Consider the following 26,734-nt stretch of genomic DNA (forward strand, 5'->3'; position numbering starts at 1 on the left):
CCGTGCCGGCTACCGCCGCTGCCTACGACGCCACCGCGAAGCAGAAAGCGCAAGCCAAAACCGCCCGTATTCCCATCAAGATCATCCCGATCGAAAAGCTGAAGAAGCCGGACTGGATTCGCGTCAAAGCGGCCACCGGCAATTCGCGCTTCTCTGAAATCAAGCAGATTCTGCGTGAGCACAACCTGCATACGGTGTGTGAAGAAGCGAGCTGCCCGAACATCGGCGAATGCTTCGGCAAGGGCACGGCGACGTTCATGATCATGGGCGACAAGTGCACGCGCCGCTGTCCGTTCTGCGACGTCGGCCATGGCCGCCCCGATCCGCTCGATGTGGATGAGCCGGGCAACCTGGCTCGCACGATCGCCGCGCTGAAGCTGAAGTACGTGGTGATCACGAGCGTCGACCGTGACGATTTGCGCGATGGTGGCGCGGCTCACTTCGTGGAATGTATCCGTCAGACGCGCGAACTGTCGCCGGAAACTCGTATTGAAATACTGACGCCGGACTTCCGCGGCCGTCTGGATCGCGCGATCGGCATTCTGAACGCCGCACCGCCTGATGTGATGAACCACAACCTCGAAACGGTACCGCGTCTGTATAAGGAAGCGCGCCCCGGCTCGGACTACGCGCACTCGCTGAAGCTGCTGAAGGACTTCAAGGCGCTGCACCCAGACGTCGCGACCAAGTCGGGCCTGATGGTCGGACTTGGCGAAACCGAAGAAGAAATCCTGCAAGTGATGCGCGATCTGCGCGAGCACAACGTGGACATGCTGACGATCGGTCAATACCTGCAACCGTCAGAGCACCATCTGCCGGTGCGCTCGTATGTGCATCCGGACACATTCAAGATGTACGAGGAAGAAGCGTACAAGATGGGCTTCACGCATGCAGCGGTGGGCGCGATGGTTCGCTCGAGCTACCACGCCGATTTGCAGGCGCATGGAGCCGGGGTGGTTTGAGCGGTTGAGACGAAGTAGTTTGAAAAGACAAAGCCTGCACTTGTTGCGGGCTTTGTTTTTTTGGAGGGCAGGAGTGGGCGGTTCAGCAGTTCCGCCCTGCGATCTGCCTGCGTTGCCTAACGGTAGTAACGTGCGAGCAGACTGCAAGCAATGGATATCATTCCGCCGATGATCGTGAACGGGTAAAGAAAGAGGATGAAGCGATCGCGCAGTGCGCGGTCTTCGATGAGGCGGTCGATCAAATTGGGCATGTTGGATCTCCTTGTGAAACTAGGTGAAAAGTATAGCCCAGCGCGCCGAAAATTAGTTAGGTAAACGAATAATGAGATATGGAGAAGGAGGCTGCGGCGACAACGGTTATGAGCAACGAAAACCACATCAACCGTCCGCCACGCTTCTGTTCATTCCCATGACGTGCTGGGCAAGCCGCTGCATCGGCCGCGCCCAGGCACACCAGTATTGACGCTGCGACGATGAAGAGCACGTGCCAGAGAAGTGCGGCCAACATGAGCGCCAACGTGCTGCGCGTCGGCGCTTCGCTCAAAGCACTACCAATCTCGTAGCATGCGCTGGCACACATCGAAATGACGACCCAGAAAAGCTGGCCATCCTGAATGGATCGCCGCGTAATACCTCGCGCCGCGTGCCGGTAGTAGCGCGAAAAGTTCAATAGAGGAAGTAATGCGATCGGCGCAAAAACAGGCACGCCGACATTGAAAAATAACCAGCTCAAGCGGTTAAGAAAATCGACCATAAGAATGCGAATTGAAGGTAACCCGCTGATCATGCCGCTGCCGCGGCAGTGCGACAATCCGCCGAATGGCCAGCTTGTGCAAAGGCATCCCAATCCGTAACCATTCGCTAGAGCCCATGTACTGCCGACCAAAACAGTCACACCGATCCAACTCAACGTGAAAAGCAATGCTCGAACAGCGTCATTAGCAATCGTGGATTAGTTAGAACGGTCCGCGGACAAACTCCCTATAGTCGAAGGCCTTCCAGACAACACACACTAAAGGGGCTTCCCGATGAACCGCTTCCTTCGCCCGCTCGCCGCGTTCGCTACGCTGCTCGCGCTGTCCGCGCCATTTTCTTCCGCTGCCCACGCCGACACCAAAGAAGTTGTGATCGCGTATCAGGACATGGTTGTACCGTGGCGCTATGCACAGGCAACCGGCGAAGTGGAAAAGGCCACCGGCTACAAGGTCACCTATCGCAAGCTCGGCAGCGGCGCCGACGTGATTCGTGCACTGGCTTCCGGCTCGGTGCAACTCGGCGAAGCAGGGTCGAGCCCGATCGCGGCCGGGCTGTCGCAGGGCGTCGATATTTCGCTGTTCTGGATTCTGGACAACATCAACGACGCCGAAGCGCTGGTCGCGCGTGACGGTTCGAATGTCACCAGTGTCGCCGGTCTGAAGGGCAAGAAGATTGGTGTGCCGTTCGTGTCCACTTCGCACTTTCACACATTGGTCGCACTGCAGAATGCCGGCGTGAATCCGTCCGATGTGAAGATCGTGAATCTTCGTCCGCCTGAAGTCGCGGCGGCGTGGGAACGCGGCGACATCGACGCGACTTACATCTGGGATCCCGTTCTGGCGAAGGTGAAGAAAAACGGCAAGGTGCTGATCACGTCGGGTCAGGTTGCACAGCAAACCGGTAAGGCGACGTTCGACGGCTTTGTCGTCGACCGCAAGTTCGCTAGCCAGAACGCGGAGTTCGTGGCGCGCTTCGTGAAGGTGCTGGCCGCGACCGACGCGAGCTACCGTGATCACACGTCGGCGTGGACCGCGACGTCGCCGCAGATCGAGGCGGTTGCGAAGGAATCGGGCGCCACCGCACAGGAAGTACCGGCGAGCCTTGCGCTGTATGCGTTCCCGACGCCGGCCCAGCAGGCGTCGAATGCCTGGCTTGGTGGCGGTGCGCAATCCGGCGCGGCCAAATCGCTGGCGGCAACCGCTGCGTTCCTGAAGACGCAAGGCACGATTCAGAACGTGCTGGCCGATTACTCGACCGGTGTCGATCCTCAGTTTGTGCAGCGCGCGGCGCATTAACTTTTGAACCTGGTCATCCATCAGCATCATGAGGCACGGCGATGAGCGGTCTTGAGATCCGGCGGCTGCATGTCGCCTACGAAGGCGCACGCGGCGCGGCGCCGCACATCGCGCTCGCTGACGTCGATCTGCGCATCGAACCCGGCGAATTCGTCGTCGCACTGGGTGCGTCCGGTTGCGGCAAGACGACCTTGCTGAACGCCATCGCCGGCTTCATTCAGCCGACCGAAGGCGAGGTGCGTCTGAACGGTGAGCCCGTGCTTGGACCCGGCGCTGACCGCGGCGTCGTGTTCCAGAAGTATGCGCTGATGCCTTGGCTCGACGTGCTCGGTAATGTTGCGCTCGGCTTGCGTTTTCAGCGTGTGCCGAAGGCGGAGCGCGAGCGCATCGCGCTGGAGATGCTGGCGCTGGTTGGGCTCGAGCAGCATGCGCGCTCGCGCGTCTACGCGCTGTCGGGCGGAATGCAGCAGCGCGTGGGCATTGCACGCGCGCTGGCAAGCGATCCACAAGTGCTGCTGATGGACGAGCCGATGGGCGCGCTCGACGCGATGACGCGCGAGTCGATGCAGGAACTCGTGCTGGACGTCTGGGGGCGCACACGCAAAACGGTGTTCTTCATTACGCACAGCGTGGAGGAAGCATTGTTTCTGGCGACCCGCCTGGTCGTGATGACACCGGGGCCGGGCCGTATCGCCGAGAGCTACGACCTGCCATTTGCGCGGCGCTTTCTCGAGACTCGCGATGCACGCGAGATCAAGTCGTCGCCGGAGTTTATCGAATGGCGTGAACGGCTAGTGCGCCGTCTCCACGAACGGACTGAACGAAATCAGGAAGAGGTGCTGTCGTGACGGCTTCGCGCGAATCTTTGGGTAACGTGCCTCTGACCCCGGCAAGCGATCCGCCGCGACGTAAAGCGCGCCCGGTGCGCGGCTGGCGCTTACCGGGCGAAGGTCCGACCGCGGCGCTGAGCGCGGTCTCGGTAACGACGCTCGCCGCGCTGTGGTGGCTTGCCACGCATCTGCACTGGCTGCCTCCGCTATTTCTGCCGACGCCCGAGGCCGTTTGGGCCGCGTTTCTGGACGCCTGGCACGGACGCATTCAAGGTGGCTTGCCGCTCTCCGAGCATCTCGCATGGAGTGCGCTGCGCGTGTTCGGCGCGTTTGCGCTGGCCGCGGTCACGGCGGTGCCGGTCGGGATCTTGATGGGCGTGAGCCGGGTTGTCCGTGGCTTGCTCGATCCGCCGCTGGAGTTCTACCGGCCATTGCCACCGCTTGCGTATCTGCCGCTGGTGGTGATCTGGTTCGGTATCGACGAGACGGCGAAGATCGTCGTGATCTACCTCGCCTGTTTCGCGCCGATTGCGATGGCGGCGCGTGCCGGCGTGCGCAGCGCGACCATCGAGCAGATTCATGCGGCGTATTCGCTGGGAGGCCACTTCGCGCAGATCGTGCGCTTTGTGGTCCTGCCGGCGGCGTTGCCTGAGATCCTGACGGGCTTGCGGATTGCAATCGGCTTCGGCTGGACGACGCTGGTTGCCGCCGAGATGGTCGCGGCCACCGCTGGTCTCGGTCAGATGGTGCTCAACGCGTCGAGCTTTCTGCGTACCGATGTGGTGGTGATGGGCATCGTGCTGATCGGACTGATCGCGTGGTTGTTCGATCTTGGCATGCGTGCGCTGGAGCGGCGGCTGGTGCCGTGGAAGGGGCGTGTGTAGTGAGTGCGGTCCAGGCGGCACCAGTCGCAAGCGAGAGGAAACGCCTCTGATACCGGTGGCAAGTGGAAGCCGCCTTCCGCCAGGTGCTCAGGCAAGTCGCAGCCAGCTTTCAGCGAAACAATTCAATCACCGGCCAGCCGCGCTCCGTGGCAATGGCGCGCAGACGCGGGTCGGGATTGGTCGCGACCGGATGCGTGACGCGCTCGAGCAAAGGCACGTCGTTGATCGAATCGCTATAGAACCAGCTCTGCGGAAAATCCTGCAGATGATGGCCGAGCGAAGCCAGCCAGTCCTCTGTGCGTGTGATCTTGCCTTCGCGGAAGGTCGGCACGCCGACGGCGTTTCCGGTAAAGCGCGCCAAAGGATCGCCGCCTTCGGTGCCGAGGTCGATGCCCAGCAGATGTTCGAAGCCGAGTGCCTGGCCGATCGGCTTCGTAATGAACACGTTGGTGGCGGTGACGATGCAGCATAGATCGCCTGCTTCGATATGACGTTGCACGAGTTCGCGCGCGGCCGGCAGGATTGCCGGCGCAATCACATCCTTCATGAACTGCGCATGCCACGCGTCGAGCTGCTCGCGCGAATGGCGAGCCAGCGGCGCCAATGTGTAGTTCAAATAGGCGGCCATGTCGAGCGTGCCGGCCACATACTGCCTGTAGTACTCGTCGATTTCTTCCGCGTGCTGTGCAGCGCCGTCTATGCCCAATCCGGCAATAAAGTGAGCCCACGCCTGATCGCTGTCGAGCGGCAGCAGCGTATGGTCCAGGTCGAACAGCGCAAGGTTGCGGTTCATCCAGAGTCCTCGTGATGTCGTGATGAAGTGGGCAAGCTAAGTGACCCGGCGATCGCGCTCCGGACGATGAGCCGGCACATAGCAACATAGCAATTCACAGTGTGGCACGAGCGTATATTTAAAAGCACAAAATTACAATAAGGCAAAAATGTGCAACACTACTGTCATAAACACCCCGGGTGCCAGTTTGCGCGGCATGCGGTTCGGGTCATGGCAGCAGGAACGGATGCGCAGTGCCTTATGTTGATTCTCCTTAACCTTCTGGCTGGTGTGGCGCTCCTCGTGTGGGGATCGCACATCGTACGTACCGGCATCCTGCGCGTGCTCGGCGCCGATCTGCGCAGCGTCCTCGGGCGCAGCACCAGTAGTCGCTGGCGTGCCTTCCTTGCCGGTGTTGGCGTCACGAGCCTCGTGCAGAGCAGCAATGCCACGACGGTGATCGTCACGTCGTTCGCTGCGCAAGGTCTCCTGCCGCTCACCAGCGGCCTCGCGATCATGCTTGGCGCCGACGTCGGCACCGCGCTGATGGCACGCTTGCTCACGCTCGATCTGTCGTGGCTGTCGCCCATCCTGATTCTGGTCGGTGTGCCGCTCTTTCTGTCGCGCAAGCAAACGCGCATCGGCCAGGTTGGCCGTACGCTGATCGGGCTCGGTTTGATCCTGCTGGCGTTGCACCTGATTGTCGAAGCCGCTCAGCCGATGACGCAAGGCGCCGGCGTGCGCGTGATGTTCGGTGCGCTGACCGGCGACACGATGCTCGACGCGCTGGTCGGCGCGGCATTTGCGGTGCTGTCCTATTCGAGCCTCGCGGCGGTCCTGCTGACGGCGACGCTCGCCTCGTCCGGCGTGATCTCACTGAAGGTGGCGCTGTGTCTCGTGATCGGCGCGAACCTTGGCAGCGGCTTGCTGGCGCTGATGGGCACGCTCGCGCAGAACACGGCGGCGCGGCGTCTGGCCATGGGCAGTCTGGCGTTCAAGTTGGCCGGCGCATTGCTGATCCTGCCGTTCGCGCCGTTGCTTGCACGCGGGCTGCCGGTGCTGATCGCGAATCCTCGCGAAGCGGTGGTTGGCTTTCATGTGATCTACAACACACTGCGTTGTTGTGCGTGCCTTTCGCTGATCGATCCGGTGGCGCGCATCTGCTCGCGGGTGTTGCCGGACCGGCCGTTGCCCAACGGCGAATTGCGGCCGCTGCATCTGGACGCCGCCGCGCTTTCCACGCCTACGCTCGCACTCGCGCACGCCGCCCGCGAGGTGCTGCGTATTGGCGACATCGTGCGAACCATGCTCGATAACGTCGCGGACCTGATCCATCAAAATAGCCTGGAGAAGGCGCGCGAAACGATCCGTATGGACGACGACGTGGACGAGCTCTACGCCGCGGTCAAAAACTATCTGACGCTGATTTCCCGAGAGCAACTCGACGAAGCAGATAGCCGCCGCTGGACCGACATCATCTCGTTGACGATCAACCTGGAGCATGCGGGCGACATCATCGAACGGATCGTCCGCGACATCGAGGAAAAGAAGATCGCGCACCGGCTGTCGTTTTCGGAGGAGGGGCTGGGCGAACTGGACGATCTGCAGGCACGGCTCGTCAGCAATCTGCAGCTCGGCCTCTCGGTGTTTCTGAATAACGATCTGCGTTGCGCCGAGCAGCTGCTGGCGGAGAAGGAGCGCTTTCGCGATCTGGAGCGGGCGTATTCATACAAACACCTGGACCGGCTCGCCGGACAAACCTTGCGCAGCATCGAAACCAGCGCGTTGCATCTGGACCTGATCAGCGACATGAAGCGGCTCAATTCGCTGTTCTGTTCGACGGCCTATCCAGTACTCGACGCAGCCGGCGCGCTGCACGACACGCGCTTGCGCAAGCGCGTGCTCGACACGATACATGTGAAGGAATAGCCGGACCGCAGTCGTTGGCCGCAAGCGTCGCTTATAGGTCGTCACCTACGCATGCTGCATGCGGCCGCTCGCGCAGAGCGCCTTCAGCGCTCTTCTCGTGCAATGTTCACGCGAAGCCCCGAACATGCCGCGTCCTAAGCCAGAACGATCTCTTCCAGCTTCTTTTTGAGCGATGCAAAGTCGGCGGCTTCGGCCGCCTTTTTGTTGGTCACGAGCACATCGATCCGATCGACCGGACAGTACGAGATCCGGCTGCGCTGTCCGATCTTGCTGTAGTCGGCGAGGATCACCACGCGGTCTGCGTTAGCCACCATGGCGCGCGCCACTTCGGTTTCAGCGTGATCGTAATTGGTCGCGCCATGCCGATGGTCAATGCCGACCGGCGAGAGCAAGGCCATGTCCGCACGATAGCGCTGGATGTCGAGCACGGTGGTGGCGCCGGTCGTCGCCATTGCGCGATCGCTGATCGAGCCGCCCAGCAGGATCACTTCGTTGGCCGCTTCCGTTTGATCCACGGCGCCGCGCATTTTCAGCGCGACGTCGATGGAGTTGGTGACGATCGTCAGGTTCGCCAGTTTCGCCAGCTCTTCAGCGAGCGCCGCAGTGGTGGTGCCGGCGTCGATGAAAAGTGTCTGGCCGCTCGCAATCAAACCGGTGGCCGCCTTGGCAATCGCCGTTTTGGATTTGACACGCATGTGGGCGCGTTCGGCGATGGGCGCCTCGTCGGCAGGTTTGATCGCGCCGCCGTGCACGCGTCTCAGTGCGCCGAGCGCTTCCAGGTCGAGCAGATCGCGCCGCACGGTTTCGCGCGACACCCCAAGGTCCGCCATGATCCGTTCGGTCGACACGCGTTGAAGCGTCGACAGCAACGCGCGAATTCTCTGATGACGGTCTTCCTGCCACATGCATTTTTCCTTGGATGCGAACGCGCGTTCGCAGGGCTTGTTTTTAATGACGCCATCGTGGCCACGGATGTGTGTCCAGACGATGTCAAGCGTACTACTTTAGCCGAATTGTGTTGTATTTTTTTGGCAGCTTGCAAGTTTGTGTATTTCATCTTAGCCTTCGCAGATCGAAACGTGGCGCCTGTTTCGAACATCAAATGTTCGAAAAGGAATTGAAATGTCTCATTTCGAGCATTTCGCGGCGTTTTTTGGCAATTTGACTGACCCATGTCGTTGCCATAATGAATCCTGGGATTTGCCGTCTGAACAATTAACTGCTGCACGCGGCGCTGCCTGGAAGTCACACGGTTCGGCATCCTGACAATAGGATTGCAGCGCTGTCGCGGGTGGGATGACGCACGGCATTGGCCGTGCGGCTAGCTACCACAGCGCCGCCCATTGGCGCGATACTACGCGCGGGGCTCACGCGTAAAAGGCTGCAAGGCGCAGTTGTGGCATGGCGGCAGTGGCAGCCGGGAACGTGTCGAGAGCATATTTAACCCGCTCTATCTGGAAGGTAACGAGACGTGGGAAACGGGATTGATCGCACCTTATCCGCAGACTGGCCCTATCCGAGGCTGATTGCGCATCGCTGTGGCGGCACGATGGCGCCGGAAAACACGCTGGCCGGTTTCGACGCGTGCGTGCGCTACGGCTACCGCATGGTCGAATTCGACGCCAAGCTCTCCGCCGACAACCAGCTCTTTCTGCTGCACGACGACACGCTGGAACGCACGACCAACGGCCATGGCGCCGCAGCTGAACACACGTGGGAACAACTGGCCGCGCTCGACGCCGGCGCCTGGTTTGGGCCGCAGTTCGCCGGCACGCACCTGCCCACGCTTGCCGAGGCCGCAGGACGTTGCGCGCGGGACGGCATTGCTGCGAACATCGAGATCAAACCGTGTCCGGGTCGGGATGAGATCACCGGGCGCCTGGTTGCAAGCGGCGCACTGACTTTGTGGCAAGGGCAGACGCCGCCGCTTCTGTCATCGTTTTCGTTCGAGGCGCTCGCCGCAGCGCGCGACGCGGCGCCTTCACTGCAGCGCGGCATGCTGTTCGAAGAGATCCCGGCTGACTGGTTGCGCATCGTAAGAGAACTGGATTGCGTGTCGTTGCATGCGAGCCACCGGTATCTGACCGAACCACTGGTCGCCGAGATCAAGGCGGCCGGATTGCGCGTGCTGGCCTACACGGTGAATGACGCGGCGCGTGCGCAATTGCTTGCGCAATGGGGTGTCGACATGATTTGTACAGATCGCATCGATAGACTGGAACACGACATGTTTTCGGCGCGGTCGAATCCAGACTGAGCCGGACTGAGCATGGCGCGGGTGCGAGCTTGCCCAAGCGTGCGCCCATAGAGCTAGAAACTAGAAATTTTCCAAACGTAGCAATTTCGGCAGAGGATGGGGAAGACTATGAAGCGCACCGCGTTAGCTCGTTTACTTTCGATGTCGGCCGCTGCGGGTGTTGCCGCAGCCGGCGTGAGCAGCGCTTCGGCCGCGCCGCTCGACGCACTGGTTGCCGCCGCCAAGCAGGAAGGTCAACTCACCGTGATCGCGTTGCCGCACGACTGGTGCAACTACGGTCAACTGGTGGCCGGTTTTCAGAAGAAATACGGTATCAAGATCAACGAGCTAAACCCGGATGCGGGTTCGGGCGACGAAGTCGAAGCCATCAAGGCGAACAAGGGCAACAAGGGCCCGCAAGCGCCCGACGTGATCGACGTGGGTCTGTCGTTCGGTCCGACCGCGAAGGCCGAAGGTTTGCTGCAGCCGTACAAGGTCGCTTCGTGGAACTCGATTCCGAAAGAGTCGAAAGATGCCGACGGCTATTGGTATGGCGATTACTACGGCGTGCTGTCGTTTGAAGTGAACGCCGACATGATCGACAAGGCGCCGTCAGACTGGAGCGATCTGCTCAAGCCGGACTATAAGAACGCCGTTTCGCTGGCGGGCGACCCGCGCACGGCCAATCAGGCGATCCAGGCCGTGTTCGCCGCGGGCCTCTCGCAAAGCAAGGGCGATGTGAGCAAGGCCGACAAGGCCGGCCTCAAATATTTTGCCGACCTGAACAAGAACGGCAACTTCGTGCCGGTGATCGGCAAGGCCGCATCGCTTGCGCAAGGCACCACGCCGATCGTCGTGCGTTGGGACTACAACGCGCTGGCCGACCGCGACACGCTGAAGGGCAATCCGAAGGTGCAGGTGGTGATTCCGAAGACGGGCGTAGTCGCCGGTGTGTACGTTCAGGCGATCAGCGCCTACGCGCCGCATCCGAATGCCGCCAAGCTGTGGATGGAATACCTGTACTCGGACGAAGGCCAGATCGGCTGGCTGACCGGCTATTGCCATCCGATGCGCTACAACGAACTGGTGGCAGCGAAAAAGGTGCCGCAGGCTCTGCTCGACAAGCTGCCGCCGCCGTCGTCGTACAAGAATGTGGTGTTCCCGACGCTGTCCCAACAGGACGCCTACAAAGACACCATCACGAAGCACTGGGACGAAGCGGTCGGCGCGAACGTCAAGTAATCGTCGCGGCACACGCGGTTACGGCGGCAGCGAAGCAGCGATCAATCGCATGCTGCACACGCCGCCGTTGCTAACCGCAACACGCAGATTCAAAGGTGACGCGTCGCTCGACGAGAGCGGGGCGGGTCAGGCGTTAGCCAGAAAGCCCCAAGGGTGAGCTATGAGCGCTTCATCGGATGCTGGATCCGTGCAGCCGGAATTGCTGGTTCCGCCTGTGCCCACGCCAACGCCTCGCGTCGACGGTCCGGGCCGCGCGTCGCAGTTCCTCGCCTGGATCGGCGTGGTGCCGTTTTTTACCTTCGCGCTGTTGTTCCTGATTCTGCCAACCGGCTTTCTGATGGTCGGCGCATTTCAGGATTCGCAAGGCCACTTTACGCTCGGCAACTTTCGCGACCTGCTCCAGCCCACGGTAATGGACGCCTACTGGATCAGCTTCAAGGTAAGTGCCGCTTCCGCGCTCGGCGGCGCGGTGATCGGCTCGCTGCTCGCGTGGGCGGCGGTGCAGGGCAAATTGCCTGGCTGGATTCGTCCTACGTTGATGACGTTCTCCGGCGTCGCCTCGAATTTTGCCGGCGTGCCGCTCGCGTTTGCTTTCATCTGCACGCTGGGACGCGTCGGTCTCGTGACCGTATTGCTGAAGAAGTACCTCGGCCTCAATCTGTACTCGACGGGCTTCAGCGTTTTGAGCTTTTCCGGGTTGACGCTGACTTACCTGTACTTCCAGATTCCTTTGATGGTGCTGATCGTCACGCCCGCGCTCGACGGCCTGAAGCGCGAATGGCGTGAAGCCTGTGACTGCCTCGGCGGCACGGCCTTCCAATACTGGCGCCACGTCGCGTTGCCGGTGTTGTGGCCGAGCGTGCTTGGCGCGACGCTCCTGCTTTTCGCCAACTCATTCGGCGCGGTCGCCACGGCTTACGCGCTGACCGGCAGTTCGCTGAATATCGTCACGATCCTGCTGTACGCGCAGATTCGCGGCGACGTGATGCACAACCAGAACCTCGGTTACGCACTCGCGCTCGGCATGGTGCTTGTGACCGGGCTGTCGAATGGCGGCTACATCTGGTTGCGTTCACGCGCGGAAAGGGGGCGTCGATGAAAAGCCAATCGCGTGTGGGCGCGTGGACCGCGATGATCGTCGGTTCGCTGTACTTTCTGATTCCGTTGCTCGCCACATTCGAATTCAGCCTGCGCATGAAGCGCGGCGTCTACAGCTTCGAAGCGTATAGCGTGGTGCTGACTGATCCACGTTTTCAGGCCTCGTTCGGCTATTCGATTCTGATGGCGGTGCTGACGATTATTGTCGGTGTGCTGCTGGTGGTGCCGACCGCGTACTACGTGCAGTTGCGGCTGCCGAGACTGCGGCCCGTCGTCGAATTCATCACGCTGTTGCCGCTGGTGGTGCCGGCGATCGTGATCGTGTTTGGCTATCTGCGCATCTATAACAGCAGTTCGATTTTGCCGCTCACCGGCAACGAACGCGCAACCGACCTGCTACTGGTATTCGGTTACGTGACGCTCTCGCTGCCGTACATGTATCGCGCGGTCGACGCCGGTTTGCGCGCGGTCGACGTGCGCTCGCTGACCGAAGCCGCCGAATGTCTCGGGGCGAACTGGCCGACGATTCTGTTCAAGGTGATCTTCCCGAATATCCGCTCGGGCATTCTGTCCGGCGCGTTTCTCACCTTTGCGGTGGTGATCGGCGAGTTCACGCTGGCGAGTCTGCTCGACCGGCCCGCATTCGGTCCGTATCTGCAATTGATCGGTGCGAACCGCGCGTATGAACCGTCGGCACTCGCGATCATTGCGTTCGTGATCACATGGGCGTCGATGGGTTTGATTCAGGTATTCGGCTCGGCACGCGCGCTTAGCGGCCAGAAAATTTGACGGACTCATTTGACCGACTAAGGCAGCGAATCATGGCATTCCTTGAGATCGAAAATCTGCATAAGTCCTTCGGGGCGAACACGGCGCTGCATCACTTCGACATGAAGATCGAACGCGGCGAATTCATCACGTTTCTAGGACCGTCCGGTTGCGGCAAGACCACGGTGCTGCGGATGATCGCCGGCTTCGAAACGCCGACGCGCGGCATCATCCGGCTGGACAACAAGGACGTGACGCACCTTCGGACCCGGCAGCGCAAGGTCGGCATGGTGTTTCAGTCGTACGCACTGTTTCCGAACATGACGGTGGCCGACAACATTGGCTTCGGGTTGAAGATCACCCACCGTCCGCAGGCGGAGATCAGCAGGCGCGTCGAGGAGATGTTGCAACTGATCAAGCTGCCGCATCTCGGCGAGCGTTATCCGTGGCAATTGTCGGGTGGTCAGCAGCAACGCGTGGCGTTGGCGCGCGCGCTGGCCGGCAAGCCGCAGGTGCTGTTGCTCGACGAGCCGCTCTCCGCGCTCGACGCGAAGATTCGTATTTCGTTGCGGCAAGACATTCGCGCGTTGCAGCGAGAGTTGGGTATCACGTCAATTTTCGTGACGCACGATCAGGAAGAGGCGCTGTCGATTTCTGACCGCATTGTGGTGATGAACGAGGGGCGCGTCGAGCAGATCGGATCGCCTTCGGAGATCTACAACTATCCGCGCACGCGTTTTGTCGCGTCGTTTGTCGGCACGCTGAACATTCTGGCGGGGCACGTGATCGACCCGAAAACCGGCAAGATGGCCGTCGACGGTCAGGAGCTGACCACCACGCAAGAACTTCCGGCGGATGACGCTGGCAAGAAGCGCATGCTCGCGCTGCGGCCCGAAGCAATCGTGCTGGAGCCGGCCGCGCCCGGCCGCAATACGCTGAACGCCACGGTCGAAGAGGTGAATTTCCTCGGCGCAGTGGTACGCATCAGAACGCGCGTGAAGGATGCGGTCATTTCACTCGATGTGTTCAACGACCCGAACCGCGGCTTGCCCGAACGGGGGCAACCGGTGTCGCTCGGCTTCTCGCATGAGAACTTGCTGGTGCTGGAAGAGGGCGGTGCATAGAAGTCGAACAGCCGTGTCAGGCGTGAGCGATAACAACGCGTACAGGCTGAGCGGTTTCGGCTGAAACAGGCGAAAGCCGCAGCCCGAAAGGCCCTCCGGGTTTTCCCGGACTTATCGCCTCGACGGATTCCGGATTCCCCGACGCCCCTCGTCCGGATTTCCGGAATCCCGGACGGCGGGTGCTGTAACACGCCAAAAAACCTATAAAAATCAAAGCGATTCGCTTTTCGTCAAGCTGGCATCGACCTTGCAATTTAGATCACGCGGCCGCAACGGTCCGACAACTAAAGCAAGGAGACAACGATGTCTGATTTCCCTTCCCGGTATTTCTGAATTCGTCGTCTTGTCGCGGCCTGATGCCGTGCACAGGTGCGACGAGTATTCGTTCGCATGATGCGCAGCGTGGCAGGCCTTGAGCTCACCCATATCGCAGGAAACATCGTGAAGAAACCTATCCACAAAGTGCTGTACGTCCAGGTGATCGTGGCGATCATCATCGGCATCGCGCTCGGCCATTATTCGCCGGACTTCGCGGTCGACATGAAGCCGCTCGGCGACGGCTTCATCAAGCTGATCAAGATGGTGATCGGGCCGATCATCTTCTGTACGGTGGTGACGGGTATCGCCGGCATGGAAGACATGAAGAAGGTCGGGCGCGTCGGCGGTAAGGCGCTGCTGTACTTCGAAATCGTCTCGTCGTTTGCACTGGTGCTCGGCCTGATCGCCACGCACGTGCTGAAGCCGGGCGTCGGCTTCAATATCGACCCGGCCACGCTCGATGGCAAGGCGGTCGCGTCGTATGCCGCCAAGGCGCATGGGCAGACCACGGTCGACTTCCTGATGCACATCATTCCGGACACGCTCGTGTCGGCGTTCGCACAGGGTGAAATTCTGCAGATCCTGCTGATCGCGCTGTTGTTCGGCGCAGTGCTGGCCACGGCTGGTGAAAAGGGCAAGGTCGTCACGAACTTTATCGACGGACTCTCGCATGTGTTGTTCGGCATCGTGCGCATCATTACAAAGCTGGCGCCGATCGGCGCGTTCGGTGCGATGGCGTTCACGATCGGCAAGTACGGTATCGGCTCGCTGCTGCCTATGCTCAAGCTGATCGGCACCTTCTATCTGACTTCGATCGTGTTCGTGGTGGTCGTGCTCGGCATCATCGCGCGTGCGGTGGGCTTCAACATTCTGCGTTTTGTCGCGTACATCAAGGAAGAGATGCTGATCGTGCTGGGCACGAGCTCGTCGGAAGCCGCGCTGCCGCAGCTGATGCTGAAGCTCGAAAAGCTCGGCTGCTCGCGCTCGGTGGTGGGCCTCGTGGTGCCGACCGGTTACTCGTTCAATCTCGACGGCACTAACATCTACATGACGATGGCCGTGCTGTTCATCGCTCAGGCAACGAACACCGACCTCACGTGGACGCAGCAACTTACGCTGCTGGCGGTGACGATGCTGACGTCGAAGGGCGCGAGCGGTGTGACGGGCGCAGGCTTCATCACGCTGGCCGCAACGCTCGCTGTGGTGCCGACCATTCCGCTATCGGGCATGGTGCTGATTCTCGGTATCGACCGCTTCATGAGCGAATGCCGCGCGCTGACGAACATCGTCGGCAACGGTGTGGCGACGGTGGTCGTGTCGGCATGGGAAAAGGAACTGGACCGCAACAAGCTGAACGCCGCGTTGCGGGGTGACGTGGCGGTCAAGGAGCCGGCTGGGGTTTAAGCCGGGTCAGCCACACGACTCCGATCACGGCCGCGGAGGTCTACGTATGAAAACGGCGGCCGCGCGCCGTACCCCCGCGCCCTCGGCCGACGAAGCTCGCGCCGAGGGCGCGTCGCCTTATGCCACAATATCCGATCCTCTCCGATCGGGAATTGCCAACGTGACGCGCCGCCTGCTGATCCTCTTCGCGCTCGTCGCCGGGCTCGTGGCGGCGTGCGGGCTCACGTACAGCATCGCGTGGCAACGCGGCATCGACAATTTGCGGCACAACGCCGCGGTGCGGGTCGATCGCACCGCCAGCGCGCTGAAAAGCACACTCGAGCGTTACGAATCGCTGCCTTATCTGCTGGCCGAACATCCCATTGTGCAAGACGTGCTGGTCAATCCCAGCCCAGCCAACGTCGAGCGCGCCAATCTCTATCTCGAAGACCTCAACCGCCACGCGCGGGCAACGGTCACCTACATCATTCCGCTCGACGGCTATTGCGTCGCCGCGAGCAACTGGCACGGGCCGGGCAGCTTTATCGGCGCGGGCTATCAATTCCGGCCGTATTTTCTCGATGCAGTGAAGGGTGGCGTGGGCCGCTTCTTCGGCATCGGCACGATTTCGCAGGCGCCGGGTTACTACATCTCGCAACCGGTGCGGCGTGACGGCAAGATCGTCGGCGTGGCGGTCGTTAAACTTGATCTCGAATGGTTTCAGGGCACGGATGCGTTCGAGCCTCTGGTTGTCACCGACGATCACGGTGTGATCTTTCTGTCGTCGATGCCGGCGTGGAAATATCACACGATCCGGCCGTTGTCGGGACAGGTCGCCGATTCGATCTATCAGGCGCGCCAGTACGCACAGCAGCCGATCGCGCCGCTGCCGGTGACGATCGAACGCACGCTCGAAGGCAACGCGCAGATCGTGCGCATCGGCGGTGGCCGCTATGCGCCGCGCTATCTCGCGTCGCGGCGCGGCATGGGCGAGCCGGACTGGCATCTGATCACCATGTCACCCGTCGATCCGGTCGACGCCGACGCGCGCAACGCAACCATCGTTACCGGTTTCGGATACGTGTCGCTGGTGTTGTTTGCGTTCTACTGGAGAATGCGCCGCGCCCGGGTGCGCGAAGTGATGCGCAGTCGGGCGTTGCTGCAAAAAGCCTACGCCGAACTGAACCAGCGGGTCGCGGAGCGCACGGCGGATCTGTCTCAGGCGAATGAACAGTTGCAGAAGGAAGTCGCCGAGCGTACGCGCGCCGAACAGGAACTACGCGCGGCGCACGATGAACTGATCCAGGCCAGCAAGCTCGCCGCGCTGGGTCAGATGGCGGCGGGCATTACGCATGAATTGAATCAGCCGCTCGCGGCGCTGCGCGGTTTCTCCGACAACACGCGCGTGCTGCTCGAACGCGGCGACCAGGCCTCGGCGCGCGAAAATCTCGAAGCGATTGCGGCGCTCACCGAGCGCATGGGCAAGATCACCAATCAGTTGAAGCTGTTCGTCGGACGCGCGCGGCCGCGCAGCGCGCGCGCGCCGATCATGCGAGCGTTGCGCAACGTCATCGCGCTGCTGCAAAAGCGCCTGCAAGGCGTCGAAGTCGAGTTCGTTTTGCTCGATGCCGATGCCGATGCCGATGCCAATGCCAATGCCAATGCCAATGCCAATGCCAATGCGGGCGCGCGCACGCCGCTGAATCTCGCCGACGATCATCCCGAGCTGATTGCCCATTGCGACGATCTGCGCCTCGAACAGGTGCTCATCAATCTGCTTGGCAACGCGCTCGACGCAACGGAGGGGATGACTCCGCCGCGCATTTCGATCGACATCGAAGCCTCTGAGTCGAGTGTGTCGTTCGCCGTGCGCGACAACGGCCCGGGCATTCCCGACGATGTGCTGCCGCGTCTGTTCGAACCGTTCTTCACGACGAAGGAAATGGGTCATGGGTTGGGGCTCGGCCTCGCGATTTCATCGTCGATTGCGCGCGACTGCGGCGGCACACTGGTGGCGCGCAATGCACCGAATGGCGGTGCATTATTCGTGTTGACGCTGCGCCGCGCGCGCGTGCAGACGAGCCACACATCGGACCCGCTCACCACGGGTTCCTGAATCAGACGAGAACCCCATGCTGAACCAAGGCTTGCAAGTGCTGTACATCGAAGACGACGAACTGGTCCGGCGCGCCAGCGTGCAGAGTTTGCAATTGGCGGGCTTCGACGTGATCGGCCATGCCTCGGCGGAATCCGCCGCGAAGATGATCAGCGCGGATTTCTCCGGTGTGATCGTCAGCGATATTCGCTTGCCTGGCGCGAGCGGGCTGGAGCTGCTTGCGCAATGTCATGAGTGCGCGCCCGACGTGCCGGTGATCCTGGTCACTGGTCACGGCGACATTTCGATGGCCGTGCAGGCAATGCGTGACGGCGCGTATGACTTCATCGAAAAGCCGTTCGCATCGGAGCGTCTGATCGAAACCGTGCGACGTGCGCTGGAGCGGCGCAAGCTGGTGCTGGAAAACCTCGCGCTGCGCCGTGAGCTGGCCGGGCAGAACACGGTGGCGCCGCGCATCATCGGCCATAGTCCGGCGATCGAGCAGGTGCGGCGGCTGATCGCCAATATCGCACCGACCGACGCGTCGGTGCTGATCAACGGCGACACCGGCGCGGGCAAGGAGTTGATCGCGCGCAGTCTGCATGAGCTGTCGCCGCGGCGTGACAAACCGTTTATCGCGGTGAATTGCGGCGCGTTACCGGAGCCGATGTTCGAATCGGAAATGTTCGGCTACGAACCCGGTGCTTTCACCGGCGCGGCAAAACGGCGGATCGGCAAGCTCGAACATGCTTCGGGCGGCACGCTGTTCCTCGACGAAATCGAGAGTATGCCGCTCGCGTTGCAGGTCAAGCTGCTGCGCGTATTACAGGACGGCGTGCTGGAACGGCTTGGCTCGAATCAGCCGGTTCGCGTGAATTGCCGCGTGGTGGCCGCCGCGAAGGGCGACATGGTCGAGCATGTTGCCGACGGCTCATTCCGTCGCGATTTGTTATACCGGCTGAACGTGGTGACGATCGCGCTGCCGCCGTTGGGCGAGCGTCGCGAGGACATCGTGCCATTGTTCGAGCACTTCCTGCTGGATGCAGCAGTGCGTTACCAACGCCCCGCGCCGATTCTCACGGACCGGCAGCGTGCGAGCCTGATGCAGCGCGAATGGCCAGGGAATGTGCGCGAACTGCGCAATGCCGCCGACCGTTTCGTGCTCGGCGTGGCCGACGATCCGGTCATGTCTTTCGCCGACGATGGCGCAGCGCCCCAACCGTTGAAAGAACGTGTCGAGCAATTCGAACGGGCGGTGATCGCGGAGGCGTTGGAGCAAGCTGGCGGTGTAGTCGCGGTTGCGGCAGACAAGCTGCAGCTTGGAAAGGCGACGCTCTACGAGAAGATCAAGCGATATGGCCTTGCGGCCAAAGGGGAGGGGGAGCGGTGAGGGTTTGAAGGGCCGGCGGCGACGTGCGACGCCGGCGTGTTTGAATCAGAGCGCTTTACTTCAAGCGTTACTTGGCAGTCAGCCGGCAATCAGGCCGCGTTCAGTGCTTTTTCCAGCAACTGGTCGAGTTCCGCGAATTGCGGCTCGCCGACGTAGCGCTTCAGAATCTTGCCGTCCTTGTCGACCAGGAAGGTGGTCGGCGTAAGCTGGACATTGCCGAACTGCTTGGCGGCCGAGCCGTCGTCCATCGCAACCTTGAACGGTAGCTGGCGCGTTTGCGTGTAGTTGGCCACGTACATCGGCGCGTCGTAGTTCATCGCGACGGCGACGAATTCGAGCCCTTTGCCCTTGAAGCGGTTATAGGTCTGGACCATCTGCGGCATTTCTTTCATGCAGGTATCGCAACTGGTTGCCCAGAAGTTGACCAGATAGACCTTGCCTTTCAGGTCGGCGGTCGAGACTTTCTGGCCCGACAGCAATGTGAAGGTCGCATCGGGCACGCGCTGCTGGCCGGCAAACGCGAAATAGCCGGCAATCGCAATCGCGACGGCCACGACGGCGATGATGATGGTGCGAATCGGATTCGCGCGCCGTGCGGCGGTTGACGGGGTGGAACTCATGAACGGAACCTCGAGAGTCGCGCAGAACGCGCGGGACAGTGCTTCGGCTTGGGCTTTAAACCCGGTATTGCTTGGCGTCGCTATTGTAGCCCCATTCCGGTCGCGCGGCAGAGGGCGGCTCGGGAGGGGATAATGGGGTTTTACGTTCCTGTCAGCCCGATCTTCCGTTCCCATGCTCCGAACCGCTTTTCGTTTCCTCGCCCAGATCTCGATAATCCCGTTTGACCGTTCCGTTAGCCGATTCTCAAGTTTCTCCCTGGCCGGCGGCCGCCCGGCCGGCGCCGCTTCCCGCTTGCAGCGTGCGCGTGCCGTACTCGGCACGATGGCTTGCGCGCTGGCGTTGGGCGGCGCGTTGGCGGCGTGTTCGCCGACTTTCGACTGGCGCACCATCATGAATAACGACAATGGCTACACCGTCGATCTGCCGGCCAAGCCAGGCAACGATCAGCGCGCAGTCCAGATTGGCGGCACGCCGATGCAGATGGTGATGCAGACGGCCGAAGCCGGTGATGCCGTATTCGCGGTCGGCACCGTGATGCTACCGAACGACAACGAGGCGACGCAGCGCGCAGCCCTCGAATTCCTGCGCACCGGCCTGGCCCGCAACGTGGGCGCCGCGCCGGACGCGCACGCGGTGCAAATTCCGCTCGCCGCCGGCGGTCAGGTGCTGGGTCTGGAAATGAAGCTGACCGGTGAGGCCGGTACGCAGCACGAAACGCGAACCGTCTATGCGCGGCTGGTCGCACGTGGCAGGCATGTGTATCAGGCGGCGATCATCGCTTCCAAGCCGCTGCAACAGGAGCAGATCGACCAGTTTTTTTCGTCGTTCCAACTGTATTGAGCGTGGTAGGTTTGGCCGGTCGGCGCGCGAGAGATTAGAGTACACAGTGAAAGTTCCTTCGCAGCATCGCGCGCTAATTCCCGGTTTACGTTGAAGTTTTTTGGTTACTCACAAGGCCTGTGGATAACTCTGTTGAGAACTTCGCATTTTTTGCCTCAGACGCCCATCCCGTGGGCATTCTGTCAGATCAAGCCTACTCAGGGCAGTCGAAAAAATCCAATCAAATCAATGCCTTTTGGATGCAGGCTTCCGTGCGTCTTTCAGATGTTTCAAAATTTATCTGGAACGCGCGTATGTGCATAAGTCAAGTCTTGACAGTAGATTTTTCGCCTTATACCGACCCAAAAGCCCGGCGATATTGAACGGCTTCACCGATCTGCGCGGCGCTTGGCATGGTGGTGCCGGCGAGGTCGGCGATGGTTCGCGCTACCTTCAGAACCCTGTAGTAAGCACGCGCCGACCAGCCGAAGCGCTCGCCGGCCTGACGGAGCAAAGCTTCACCGGCTGCGTCGGGACGGCAGACCTCGTCCACTTCCCGTCCGCCCAGCTCCCGATTGGTTTTGCCCTGCCTCGCCAGTTGCCGCTCGCGAGCGGCATTCACCCGCAGGGCGATCGTCGCGCTGGTTTCACCGGTGACAGTGGAACGTGCCGACAACTCCGTCGGCGTGAGCGCCGGAATCTCGATCTGGATATCGATCCGGTCGAGTAGCGGCCCGGACAGTTTGCGCAGATAACGCGCCGCGATCTCCGGCGTGCAGCGGCAGCGGCCGTTGGGGTCGCCGCGCCATCCGCACGGACAAGGGTTCATCGCGGCGATCAACTGGCAGGCTGCCGGAAAATCCGCTTGCAAGGCGGCGCGCGAGATTGTGATTCGACCGGCCTCGAGGGGTTCGCGCAGGGTTTCCAGCACATGGCGGTCGAATTCGGGCAGCTCGTCCAGAAACAGCACACCCAGATGCGCCAGGGTGATCTCGCCGGGCTGCGGCGGATTGCGCCCGCCGACCAGCGCAGGTGCGCTCGACGAATGATGTGGCGCGCGAAACGGCCGTTGCCGCCATTGCGAAGGCGTAAAGCCGGCCCGGCTGGCGGAAAGCAAGGCTGCCGAACTGAGTGCTTCGTCGTCGGTCATGGGCGGAAGCAGGCCTGGCAGGCGAGCGGCGAGCATCGATTTGCCGGCGCCTGGCGGCCCGACCAGCAAGACGTGGTGTCCACCGGCCGCGGCGACTTCAAGTGCGCGGCGTGCGCCACGCTGGCCGATTACGTCGGTCATATCGGGAACGGCGGCGCGTGCGGTCTCACTGAGGTCGGGTGCCGCGACCGGGTAGAGCCGGGCGTCGGGCGCACCGGCCAGATGCGCGCACAGCGACGGCAGGTCGGTGGCGCCGTAGACATCGACGCCGGGCACGAGCGCCGCCTCGGCCGCACTTGCAGCAGGCAGGTAGAGCTGTGGCGTGTATTGAGCGGACGTTTCGGGCGTCGCCGGTTCACCCGACGTAATACGACTAGGCGCACTGGCAAAAGTAGAGCCGCCGCCGAGGCCGCCGGGAGACGCACCGCTGCGAGCTGTCCCGCAGGCCATCGCGAAAGCTCCGCGCATCGGTCGTAGCGCCCCGGTCAGTGACAGTTCACCGGCGAACTCACGATGCAGGAGCGACTCGGCCGGAATCTGCCCGCTCGCCGCCAGAATGCCTAAGGCGATCGGCAGATCGAAGCGGCCGGACTCCTTTGGCAAATCGGCTGGCGCGAGATTGACAGTAATGCGCCGCACGGGGAAATCGAAGCTGCAGTTTTGCAGCGCCGCGCGCACGCGCTCGCGGCTTTCGCGCACTTCCATATCTGGAAGGCCGACGATCGAAAAAGAGGGTAATCCGTTCGCGAGGTGAACCTCGACGGTTACTTCGGGCGCGCGGCCAGAGGCCGGCGCGCGACTGCGCACCACGGCAAGCGACATGTTTTCTCCCGTCGGACGGCGCGCTGAGGCGCGCGCGAGTCCCCTAAAACGCTGATGACGTCACGGCTCGCTTGCCAGTGATGTGCAGCACTACGCAGCTAAAGCGCTGCGAGCAAAGCCTTAGGATGCTTGCGTTGTGACCGGCAGCTTCTGCTCGAGCTCGGCGACGCGGCGCTCCAGCTCTTCGAGGCGCGCGCGGGTGCGCACCAGCACCTGGGTCTGCGTATCGAATTCCTCGCGCGTGACCAGGTCGAGCTTGGAAAAGCCCTGCGACAGCATGGCTTTCACGTTGCGTTCGACATCTTTGGCCGGCGAGTTCTTGAACAGCTCGCTCATGCGGGCCTGAAAATCGTTAAAGACATCGTTCGGTTGTTTCATGGTGTTCCCTTTGGTGCACAAAAAATGTGCATGTTTCGTTGCGTCTGTGCTTTGTCACGCCGGATGGGCTGTCTTGGTGCATGACCGGTTGAGTGCCGCTGCCGCATGAGCCCGTTTGGTGCGTGCTCAAACGTTGAAAGCCTTCGAACACTCTAGCAACGATCCATGCGCCGCGCCAGCGTGCCCCGCCAACGCTGGCCATCCAGCCAGGGCCGCTTGCGCCCCGTTGCAGCGTGCTCCCAGACGAAGTCTGACACAACATGGCACGCGAGTTGCTGTTACTGCCCCGCGCGCACTGCCAGGCGCTTTTTACCGGCAGCGGAACGAGACCACGCGAACGGTTACAGGTACGCAAACAGGGTTACGCAACGGGTTACGCAACTTAGCGAGGGATTTCATGAAACTCATTACCGCAATCATCAAGCCGTTCAAGCTCGATGAGGCGCGCGAAGCCTTGTCGGCCATCGGCGTCTCGGGCATCACGGTGACCGAAGTCAAGGGTTTCGGCCGTCAGAAGGGCCACACGGAACTGTATCGGGGGGCTGAGTATGTCGTCGATTTCCTGCCGAAGGTGAAGATCGAGGCCGCTGTCTCGGACGACATCGTCGACCAGGCGATCGAGGCGCTCGAACGCGCGGCACGCACCGGCAAGATCGGCGACGGCAAGATTTTTGTCACGCCGATCGAGCAAGTGATTCGGATTCGCACCGGGGAGACCGGCGCGGACGCTCTGTAATACCAAAATATAGCGACACAGATAGCGACAAGAGGAAATGAAGATGCGCAATTTATTGATGTCTTTGCTGATGGCCGGTTCGCTGCTCGCGGGCGGTATCGGCGCCGCCCTCGCGGACGACGCTTCCGCCCCCGCAGCCGCCTCGGCAGCGGCTTCCGATACGACGGCGAGCGCGCCGGCGCCGGACGCCTCGGCCGCGCCTGCTACCGCCGCGGCTTCGGCACCGGCCGCTGATGCGTCCGCTGCTCCGGCTGCCAGCGCCGCAGCAGCCGCGCCGGCAGCATCGGACGCCGCGCCTGCCGCACCGACCGCGCCGTTCTCGGTCGATTCGTCGAAGATCAATTCGGGCGACACCGCCTGGATGTTGACCTCCACCGCGCTCGTGTTGTTCATGACGATCCCGGGTCTGGCACTGTTCTACGGCGGCATGGTCCGCAAGAAGAGCGTGCTCGCGATCCTGATGCAAAGCTTTGCGATCACCTGCCTTGTGTCGATCATCTGGGTGGTGGTGGGCTACAGCCTCGCCTTCACGCCGGGCAACTCGTTCATCGGCGGCTTCTCGCGCTTCTTCATGGCGGGCATGAACTACATCAAGGGCGACAAGGCCACGACGCTGACCGTCAGCCACCTCGCACCGACGATCCCGGAAACGGTCTACGTCGTCTATCAGATGACGTTCGCGATCATCACCCCCGCGCTGATCACGGGTGCGTTTGCCGATCGCATGAAGTTCTCGGCGATGCTAGTGTTCATGACGCTGTGGTCGATCATCGTCTACTCGCCGATCGCGCACATGGTCTGGGAACCGACCGGCTGGCTGGCTAGCGCGGGCATCCTCGACTTCGCAGGCGGCACGGTGGTGCACATCAACGCCGGTATTGCGGCGCTGGTCTGCGCGCTGGTGCTCGGCAAGCGTGTCGGCTACGGCAAGGAAGCAATGGCGCCGCATAACCTGACGCTCACGCTGATCGGTGGCGCCATGCTGTGGGTAGGCTGGTTCGGCTTCAACGCAGGTTCGGCAGTGGCGGCAGACGGCCGTGCCGGTTTCGCAATGTTCGCAACGCAAGTAGCAACCGCCGCAGCCGCACTCGCATGGATGTTCGCCGAATGGGCAACCAAGGGGAAGCCGTCGGTACTCGGTATCGTGTCGGGTGCCGTGGCGGGTCTGGTGGCGATTACGCCGGCTTCAGGCTTCGTCGGTATGACGGGCTCGCTCGTGATCGGCATCGCGGCAGGCGTGATCTGCTTCTGGTCGGCAACGTGGCTCAAGCACAAGCTCGGTTACGACGATTCGCTTGACGCGTTCGGCGTGCACTGCATCGGCGGTATCGTGGGTGCGATCCTGACCGGCGTGTTCGCGGTCAAGGACATCGGCGGCGCGGACGGCAGCGTCATTCTGCAAGCCAAGGGCGTGCTGACGACGCTGGTCTACAGCGGCGTGGTGAGCTACATCCTGCTGAAGAGCATCGACATGGTGATGGGCATCCGCGTGACGGAAGAACAGGAGCGCGAAGGCCTGGACGTGAGCCTGCACGGCGAACACGTCGAATAAGGACTGTTTGTACGCAAAGTCGAGCTCCAAGGCTTGACGGATCGGAATGAAGCGCAGCGACTTTGGCCCGCCTTTATGGCGGGCTTTTTTCTTGCTGGCTATCTTGTTAACAAGAGTTTTTCCCGCCTATCATGGCGATAGCGAGAATGCATTCGCATCGGCTTGCGAATGGAGAAACCGTCCCCAAATGGACAAAGCATTTGCACTACAATCTTTTTTCTCCAGTCTGCGAGTGATCAATGGTTCCGCACCTAGTTACGGCGTTAAACGGCCCGCTGCTCGATCTCGAGCGGAAGATCCTCGACGCTACGCCCGCCATCGAACGCTGGTTCAGGCTCGAATGGCAGGAGCACACACCGCCGTTCTACTGTTCAGTCGATCTGCGTAACGCGGGTTTCAAGCTCGCGCCGGTCGACACCAATCTGTTTCCCGGCGCATTCAACAACCTGCCGCAAGAAGTGTTGCCGCTCGCCGTGCAGGCCGCGATGGCGTCGATCGAGAAGATCTGCCCGGACGCGAAGAATCTGCTGGTGATTCCGGAGCGCCATACGCGCAATGCGTTTTATCTCGAGAATGTCGCCCGTCTGGCTGCGATCATGCGTCAGGCGGGCTTGAACGTGCGTTTCGGTACGCTCGACGAAAGCATCGTCGGGCCGGTCACGATCGCGCTGTCCGACGGACAGAAGCTGGTGCTCGAACCGCTCGAGCGTTCGCCGCGGCGCCTCGGCCTGAAGAATTTCGACCCGTGTTCGATTCTGCTGAACAATGACCTGTCGGGCGGCATTCCGCCCATACTGGAAAATCTGCACGAGCAGTATCTGTTGCCGCCGCTGCATGCCGGTTGGGCCGTTCGCCGTAAATCGACACACTTCTCCTGCTATGACGACGTCGCCAAGAAGTTCGCGAAGATGGTCGAGATCGATCCGTGGATGATCAATCCGTACTTCGCACACGTTGAAGGGGTCGATTTCCAGGAGCGCACCGGTGAGGAAGCGCTGACAGACGCGATCGACGGCGTGCTGAAGAAGATCGCCAAGAAGTATCGCGAGTACGGCATCTCCGAGAAACCGTATGTCGTCATCAAGTCGGATGCGGGCACGTATGGCATGGGCGTGATGACTGTGCACGACGCGTCGGAAGTGGCCGCGCTTACCAAGCGCGAGCGCGCCAAGATGGCCGCCACCAAAGACGGCCTCGAAGTGCATGACGTGATCGTGCAGGAAGGCGTGTACACCTTCGAGCGGATTGGCGAGGAAGTCGCCGAACCGGTGGTGTATATGATCGACCGTTACGTGGTGGGCGGCTTCTACCGCGTGCACGGCAGCCGCGAGCGCGATCAGAATCTGAACGCACCCGGCATGCACTTCGTGCCGCTCGGTTTCGAGCATACGGCGCTGCCGGATGCGCACGCCAAGCCCGGCGCGGCGGTGCCGAACCGCTTCTATATGTACGGCGTGGTGGCGCGGCTTGGGTTGCTGGCCGCATCCGTCGAACTGGAAAAGACCGATCCGGAAGCGATTCAGGTTTAAGCCTCGCGAGGTGGGCGATGGCGGCATGCGTGCCGCCATCGTCAT

Annotated in this window: 24 protein-coding genes; 17 read left to right on the plus strand and 7 right to left on the minus strand. The window is 61.6% G+C overall.

All coding sequences use genetic code 11. The features are described from left to right. Positions 1-2: 2 nt before the first annotated feature. Positions 3-962, plus strand: coding sequence for a lipoyl synthase (gene lipA / locus VFE81_RS03430; protein ID WP_325043244.1), 960 nt, complete (start codon positions 3-5; stop codon positions 960-962). Positions 963-1,078: 116 nt separating this feature from the next. Here the strand turns inward: lipA and VFE81_RS03435 are convergent, their stop codons facing one another. Together VFE81_RS03435 and VFE81_RS03440 are read right to left on the minus strand one after the other, a co-directional pair. After that, the gene (locus VFE81_RS03435; RefSeq protein ID WP_325043245.1) at positions 1,079-1,213 is read right to left on the minus strand and encodes a hypothetical protein; all 135 of its coding nucleotides are present in this window, start codon (positions 1,211-1,213) and stop codon (positions 1,079-1,081) included. Positions 1,214-1,269: 56 nt separating this feature from the next. Further along, a complete protein-coding gene (locus VFE81_RS03440; RefSeq protein WP_325043246.1) occupies positions 1,270-1,716 on the minus strand; it encodes a hypothetical protein in 447 nt (148 codons plus the stop codon). A 274-nt stretch (positions 1,717-1,990) separates the two neighbouring features. Between VFE81_RS03440 and tauA the strand changes: the two genes are divergently transcribed. The 3 genes from tauA to VFE81_RS03455 are packed head-to-tail and all read left to right on the plus strand — an operon-like array spanning position 1,991 to position 4,727. Next, a complete protein-coding gene (tauA, locus tag VFE81_RS03445) occupies positions 1,991-3,013 on the plus strand; it encodes a taurine ABC transporter substrate-binding protein (RefSeq protein WP_325043247.1) in 1,023 nt (340 codons plus the stop codon). Positions 3,014-3,054: 41 nt separating this feature from the next. Then, positions 3,055-3,861, plus strand: coding sequence for an ABC transporter ATP-binding protein (locus tag VFE81_RS03450; RefSeq protein ID WP_325043248.1), 807 nt, complete (start codon positions 3,055-3,057; stop codon positions 3,859-3,861). Beyond that, positions 3,858-4,727: an ABC transporter permease subunit gene (locus tag VFE81_RS03455; RefSeq protein ID WP_325043249.1), complete on the plus strand. Its 870-nt coding sequence runs from the start codon at positions 3,858-3,860 to the stop codon at positions 4,725-4,727. Before VFE81_RS03450 ends, VFE81_RS03455 begins: the two co-directional genes overlap by 4 nt. A 109-nt stretch (positions 4,728-4,836) precedes the next feature. On the opposite strand, the gene VFE81_RS03460 is transcribed toward VFE81_RS03455, so the two are convergent. After that, complete coding sequence (locus VFE81_RS03460; RefSeq protein ID WP_325043250.1) at positions 4,837-5,520, minus strand: HAD family hydrolase; 684 nt, start codon at positions 5,518-5,520, stop codon at positions 4,837-4,839. A 240-nt stretch (positions 5,521-5,760) separates the two neighbouring features. Here VFE81_RS03460 and VFE81_RS03465 point away from each other — a divergent pair, with 240 nt between their 5' ends. Beyond that, on the plus strand, positions 5,761-7,428 hold the full coding sequence (locus VFE81_RS03465) for a Na/Pi cotransporter family protein (RefSeq protein ID WP_325043251.1): 1,668 nt from the start codon (positions 5,761-5,763) through the stop codon (positions 7,426-7,428). A 134-nt stretch (positions 7,429-7,562) separates the two neighbouring features. Here the strand turns inward: VFE81_RS03465 and VFE81_RS03470 are convergent, their stop codons facing one another. Continuing rightward, positions 7,563-8,333, minus strand: a complete 771-nt coding sequence (locus tag VFE81_RS03470; RefSeq protein ID WP_325043252.1) for a DeoR/GlpR family DNA-binding transcription regulator — start codon at positions 8,331-8,333, stop codon at positions 7,563-7,565. A gap of 566 nt (positions 8,334-8,899) precedes the next feature. On the opposite strand from VFE81_RS03470, the gene ugpQ reads away from it, so the two are divergent. The 8 genes from ugpQ (at position 8,900) to VFE81_RS03510 (ending at position 19,082) form a co-directional block, all read left to right on the plus strand. Then, positions 8,900-9,685: a glycerophosphodiester phosphodiesterase gene (gene ugpQ / locus VFE81_RS03475; RefSeq protein ID WP_325043253.1), complete on the plus strand. Its 786-nt coding sequence runs from the start codon at positions 8,900-8,902 to the stop codon at positions 9,683-9,685. A gap of 108 nt (positions 9,686-9,793) precedes the next feature. After that, positions 9,794-10,906 (plus strand): ABC transporter substrate-binding protein, encoded by a 1,113-nt coding sequence (locus tag VFE81_RS03480; protein WP_325043254.1) that lies wholly within the window; start codon positions 9,794-9,796, stop codon positions 10,904-10,906. A 160-nt stretch (positions 10,907-11,066) separates the two neighbouring features. After that, positions 11,067-12,005 (plus strand): ABC transporter permease subunit, encoded by a 939-nt coding sequence (locus VFE81_RS03485; RefSeq protein ID WP_325043255.1) that lies wholly within the window; start codon positions 11,067-11,069, stop codon positions 12,003-12,005. Next, complete coding sequence (locus tag VFE81_RS03490) at positions 12,002-12,793, plus strand: ABC transporter permease (RefSeq protein WP_325043256.1); 792 nt, start codon at positions 12,002-12,004, stop codon at positions 12,791-12,793. Before VFE81_RS03485 ends, VFE81_RS03490 begins: the two co-directional genes overlap by 4 nt. Positions 12,794-12,825: 32 nt before the next feature. Further along, a complete protein-coding gene (locus VFE81_RS03495; RefSeq protein WP_325043257.1) occupies positions 12,826-13,896 on the plus strand; it encodes an ABC transporter ATP-binding protein in 1,071 nt (356 codons plus the stop codon). 441 nt (positions 13,897-14,337) lie between these two features. After that, positions 14,338-15,618, plus strand: coding sequence for a dicarboxylate/amino acid:cation symporter (locus VFE81_RS03500; protein WP_325043258.1), 1,281 nt, complete (start codon positions 14,338-14,340; stop codon positions 15,616-15,618). 46 nt (positions 15,619-15,664) lie between these two features. Then, on the plus strand, positions 15,665-17,713 hold the full coding sequence (locus tag VFE81_RS03505) for a sensor histidine kinase (RefSeq protein ID WP_325043259.1): 2,049 nt from the start codon (positions 15,665-15,667) through the stop codon (positions 17,711-17,713). 16 nt (positions 17,714-17,729) lie between these two features. Next, on the plus strand, positions 17,730-19,082 hold the full coding sequence (locus VFE81_RS03510) for a sigma-54 dependent transcriptional regulator (protein ID WP_325043260.1): 1,353 nt from the start codon (positions 17,730-17,732) through the stop codon (positions 19,080-19,082). 89 nt (positions 19,083-19,171) lie between these two features. On the opposite strand, the gene VFE81_RS03515 is transcribed toward VFE81_RS03510, so the two are convergent. Then, on the minus strand, positions 19,172-19,702 hold the full coding sequence (locus VFE81_RS03515; protein WP_115781725.1) for a TlpA disulfide reductase family protein: 531 nt from the start codon (positions 19,700-19,702) through the stop codon (positions 19,172-19,174). A 172-nt stretch (positions 19,703-19,874) separates the two neighbouring features. On the opposite strand from VFE81_RS03515, the gene VFE81_RS03520 reads away from it, so the two are divergent. Further along, entirely contained in the window at positions 19,875-20,543 is a 669-nt protein-coding gene (locus tag VFE81_RS03520; protein WP_414695543.1) for a hypothetical protein, read from the plus strand. A gap of 331 nt (positions 20,544-20,874) precedes the next feature. Here VFE81_RS03520 and VFE81_RS03525 read toward each other — a convergent pair whose 3' ends face one another. Together VFE81_RS03525 and VFE81_RS03530 are read right to left on the minus strand one after the other, a co-directional pair. After that, positions 20,875-22,494, minus strand: a complete 1,620-nt coding sequence (locus VFE81_RS03525) for a YifB family Mg chelatase-like AAA ATPase (RefSeq protein WP_325043261.1) — start codon at positions 22,492-22,494, stop codon at positions 20,875-20,877. Between the two features lie 120 nt (positions 22,495-22,614). Beyond that, positions 22,615-22,872 carry an accessory factor UbiK family protein gene (locus tag VFE81_RS03530; RefSeq protein ID WP_169485370.1) on the minus strand — a complete coding sequence of 86 codons (258 nt, stop codon included), beginning with the start codon at positions 22,870-22,872 and terminating at the stop codon, positions 22,615-22,617. 397 nt (positions 22,873-23,269) lie between these two features. Here VFE81_RS03530 and VFE81_RS03535 point away from each other — a divergent pair, with 397 nt between their 5' ends. The 3 genes from VFE81_RS03535 to gshA all read left to right on the plus strand — a co-directional run bounded on the left by VFE81_RS03535 (position 23,270) and on the right by gshA (position 26,689). Next, complete coding sequence (locus VFE81_RS03535) at positions 23,270-23,608, plus strand: P-II family nitrogen regulator (RefSeq protein WP_006048089.1); 339 nt, start codon at positions 23,270-23,272, stop codon at positions 23,606-23,608. A gap of 43 nt (positions 23,609-23,651) precedes the next feature. Next, positions 23,652-25,160: an ammonium transporter gene (locus VFE81_RS03540; RefSeq protein ID WP_325043264.1), complete on the plus strand. Its 1,509-nt coding sequence runs from the start codon at positions 23,652-23,654 to the stop codon at positions 25,158-25,160. Positions 25,161-25,399: 239 nt separating this feature from the next. Next, positions 25,400-26,689: a glutamate--cysteine ligase gene (gene gshA, locus VFE81_RS03545; protein ID WP_325043265.1), complete on the plus strand. Its 1,290-nt coding sequence runs from the start codon at positions 25,400-25,402 to the stop codon at positions 26,687-26,689. The last annotated feature ends 45 nt before the right edge of the window (positions 26,690-26,734 follow it).

It is taken from the genome of Paraburkholderia sp. (assembly GCF_035656215.1).
Taxonomy (GTDB): domain Bacteria; phylum Pseudomonadota; class Gammaproteobacteria; order Burkholderiales; family Burkholderiaceae; genus Paraburkholderia.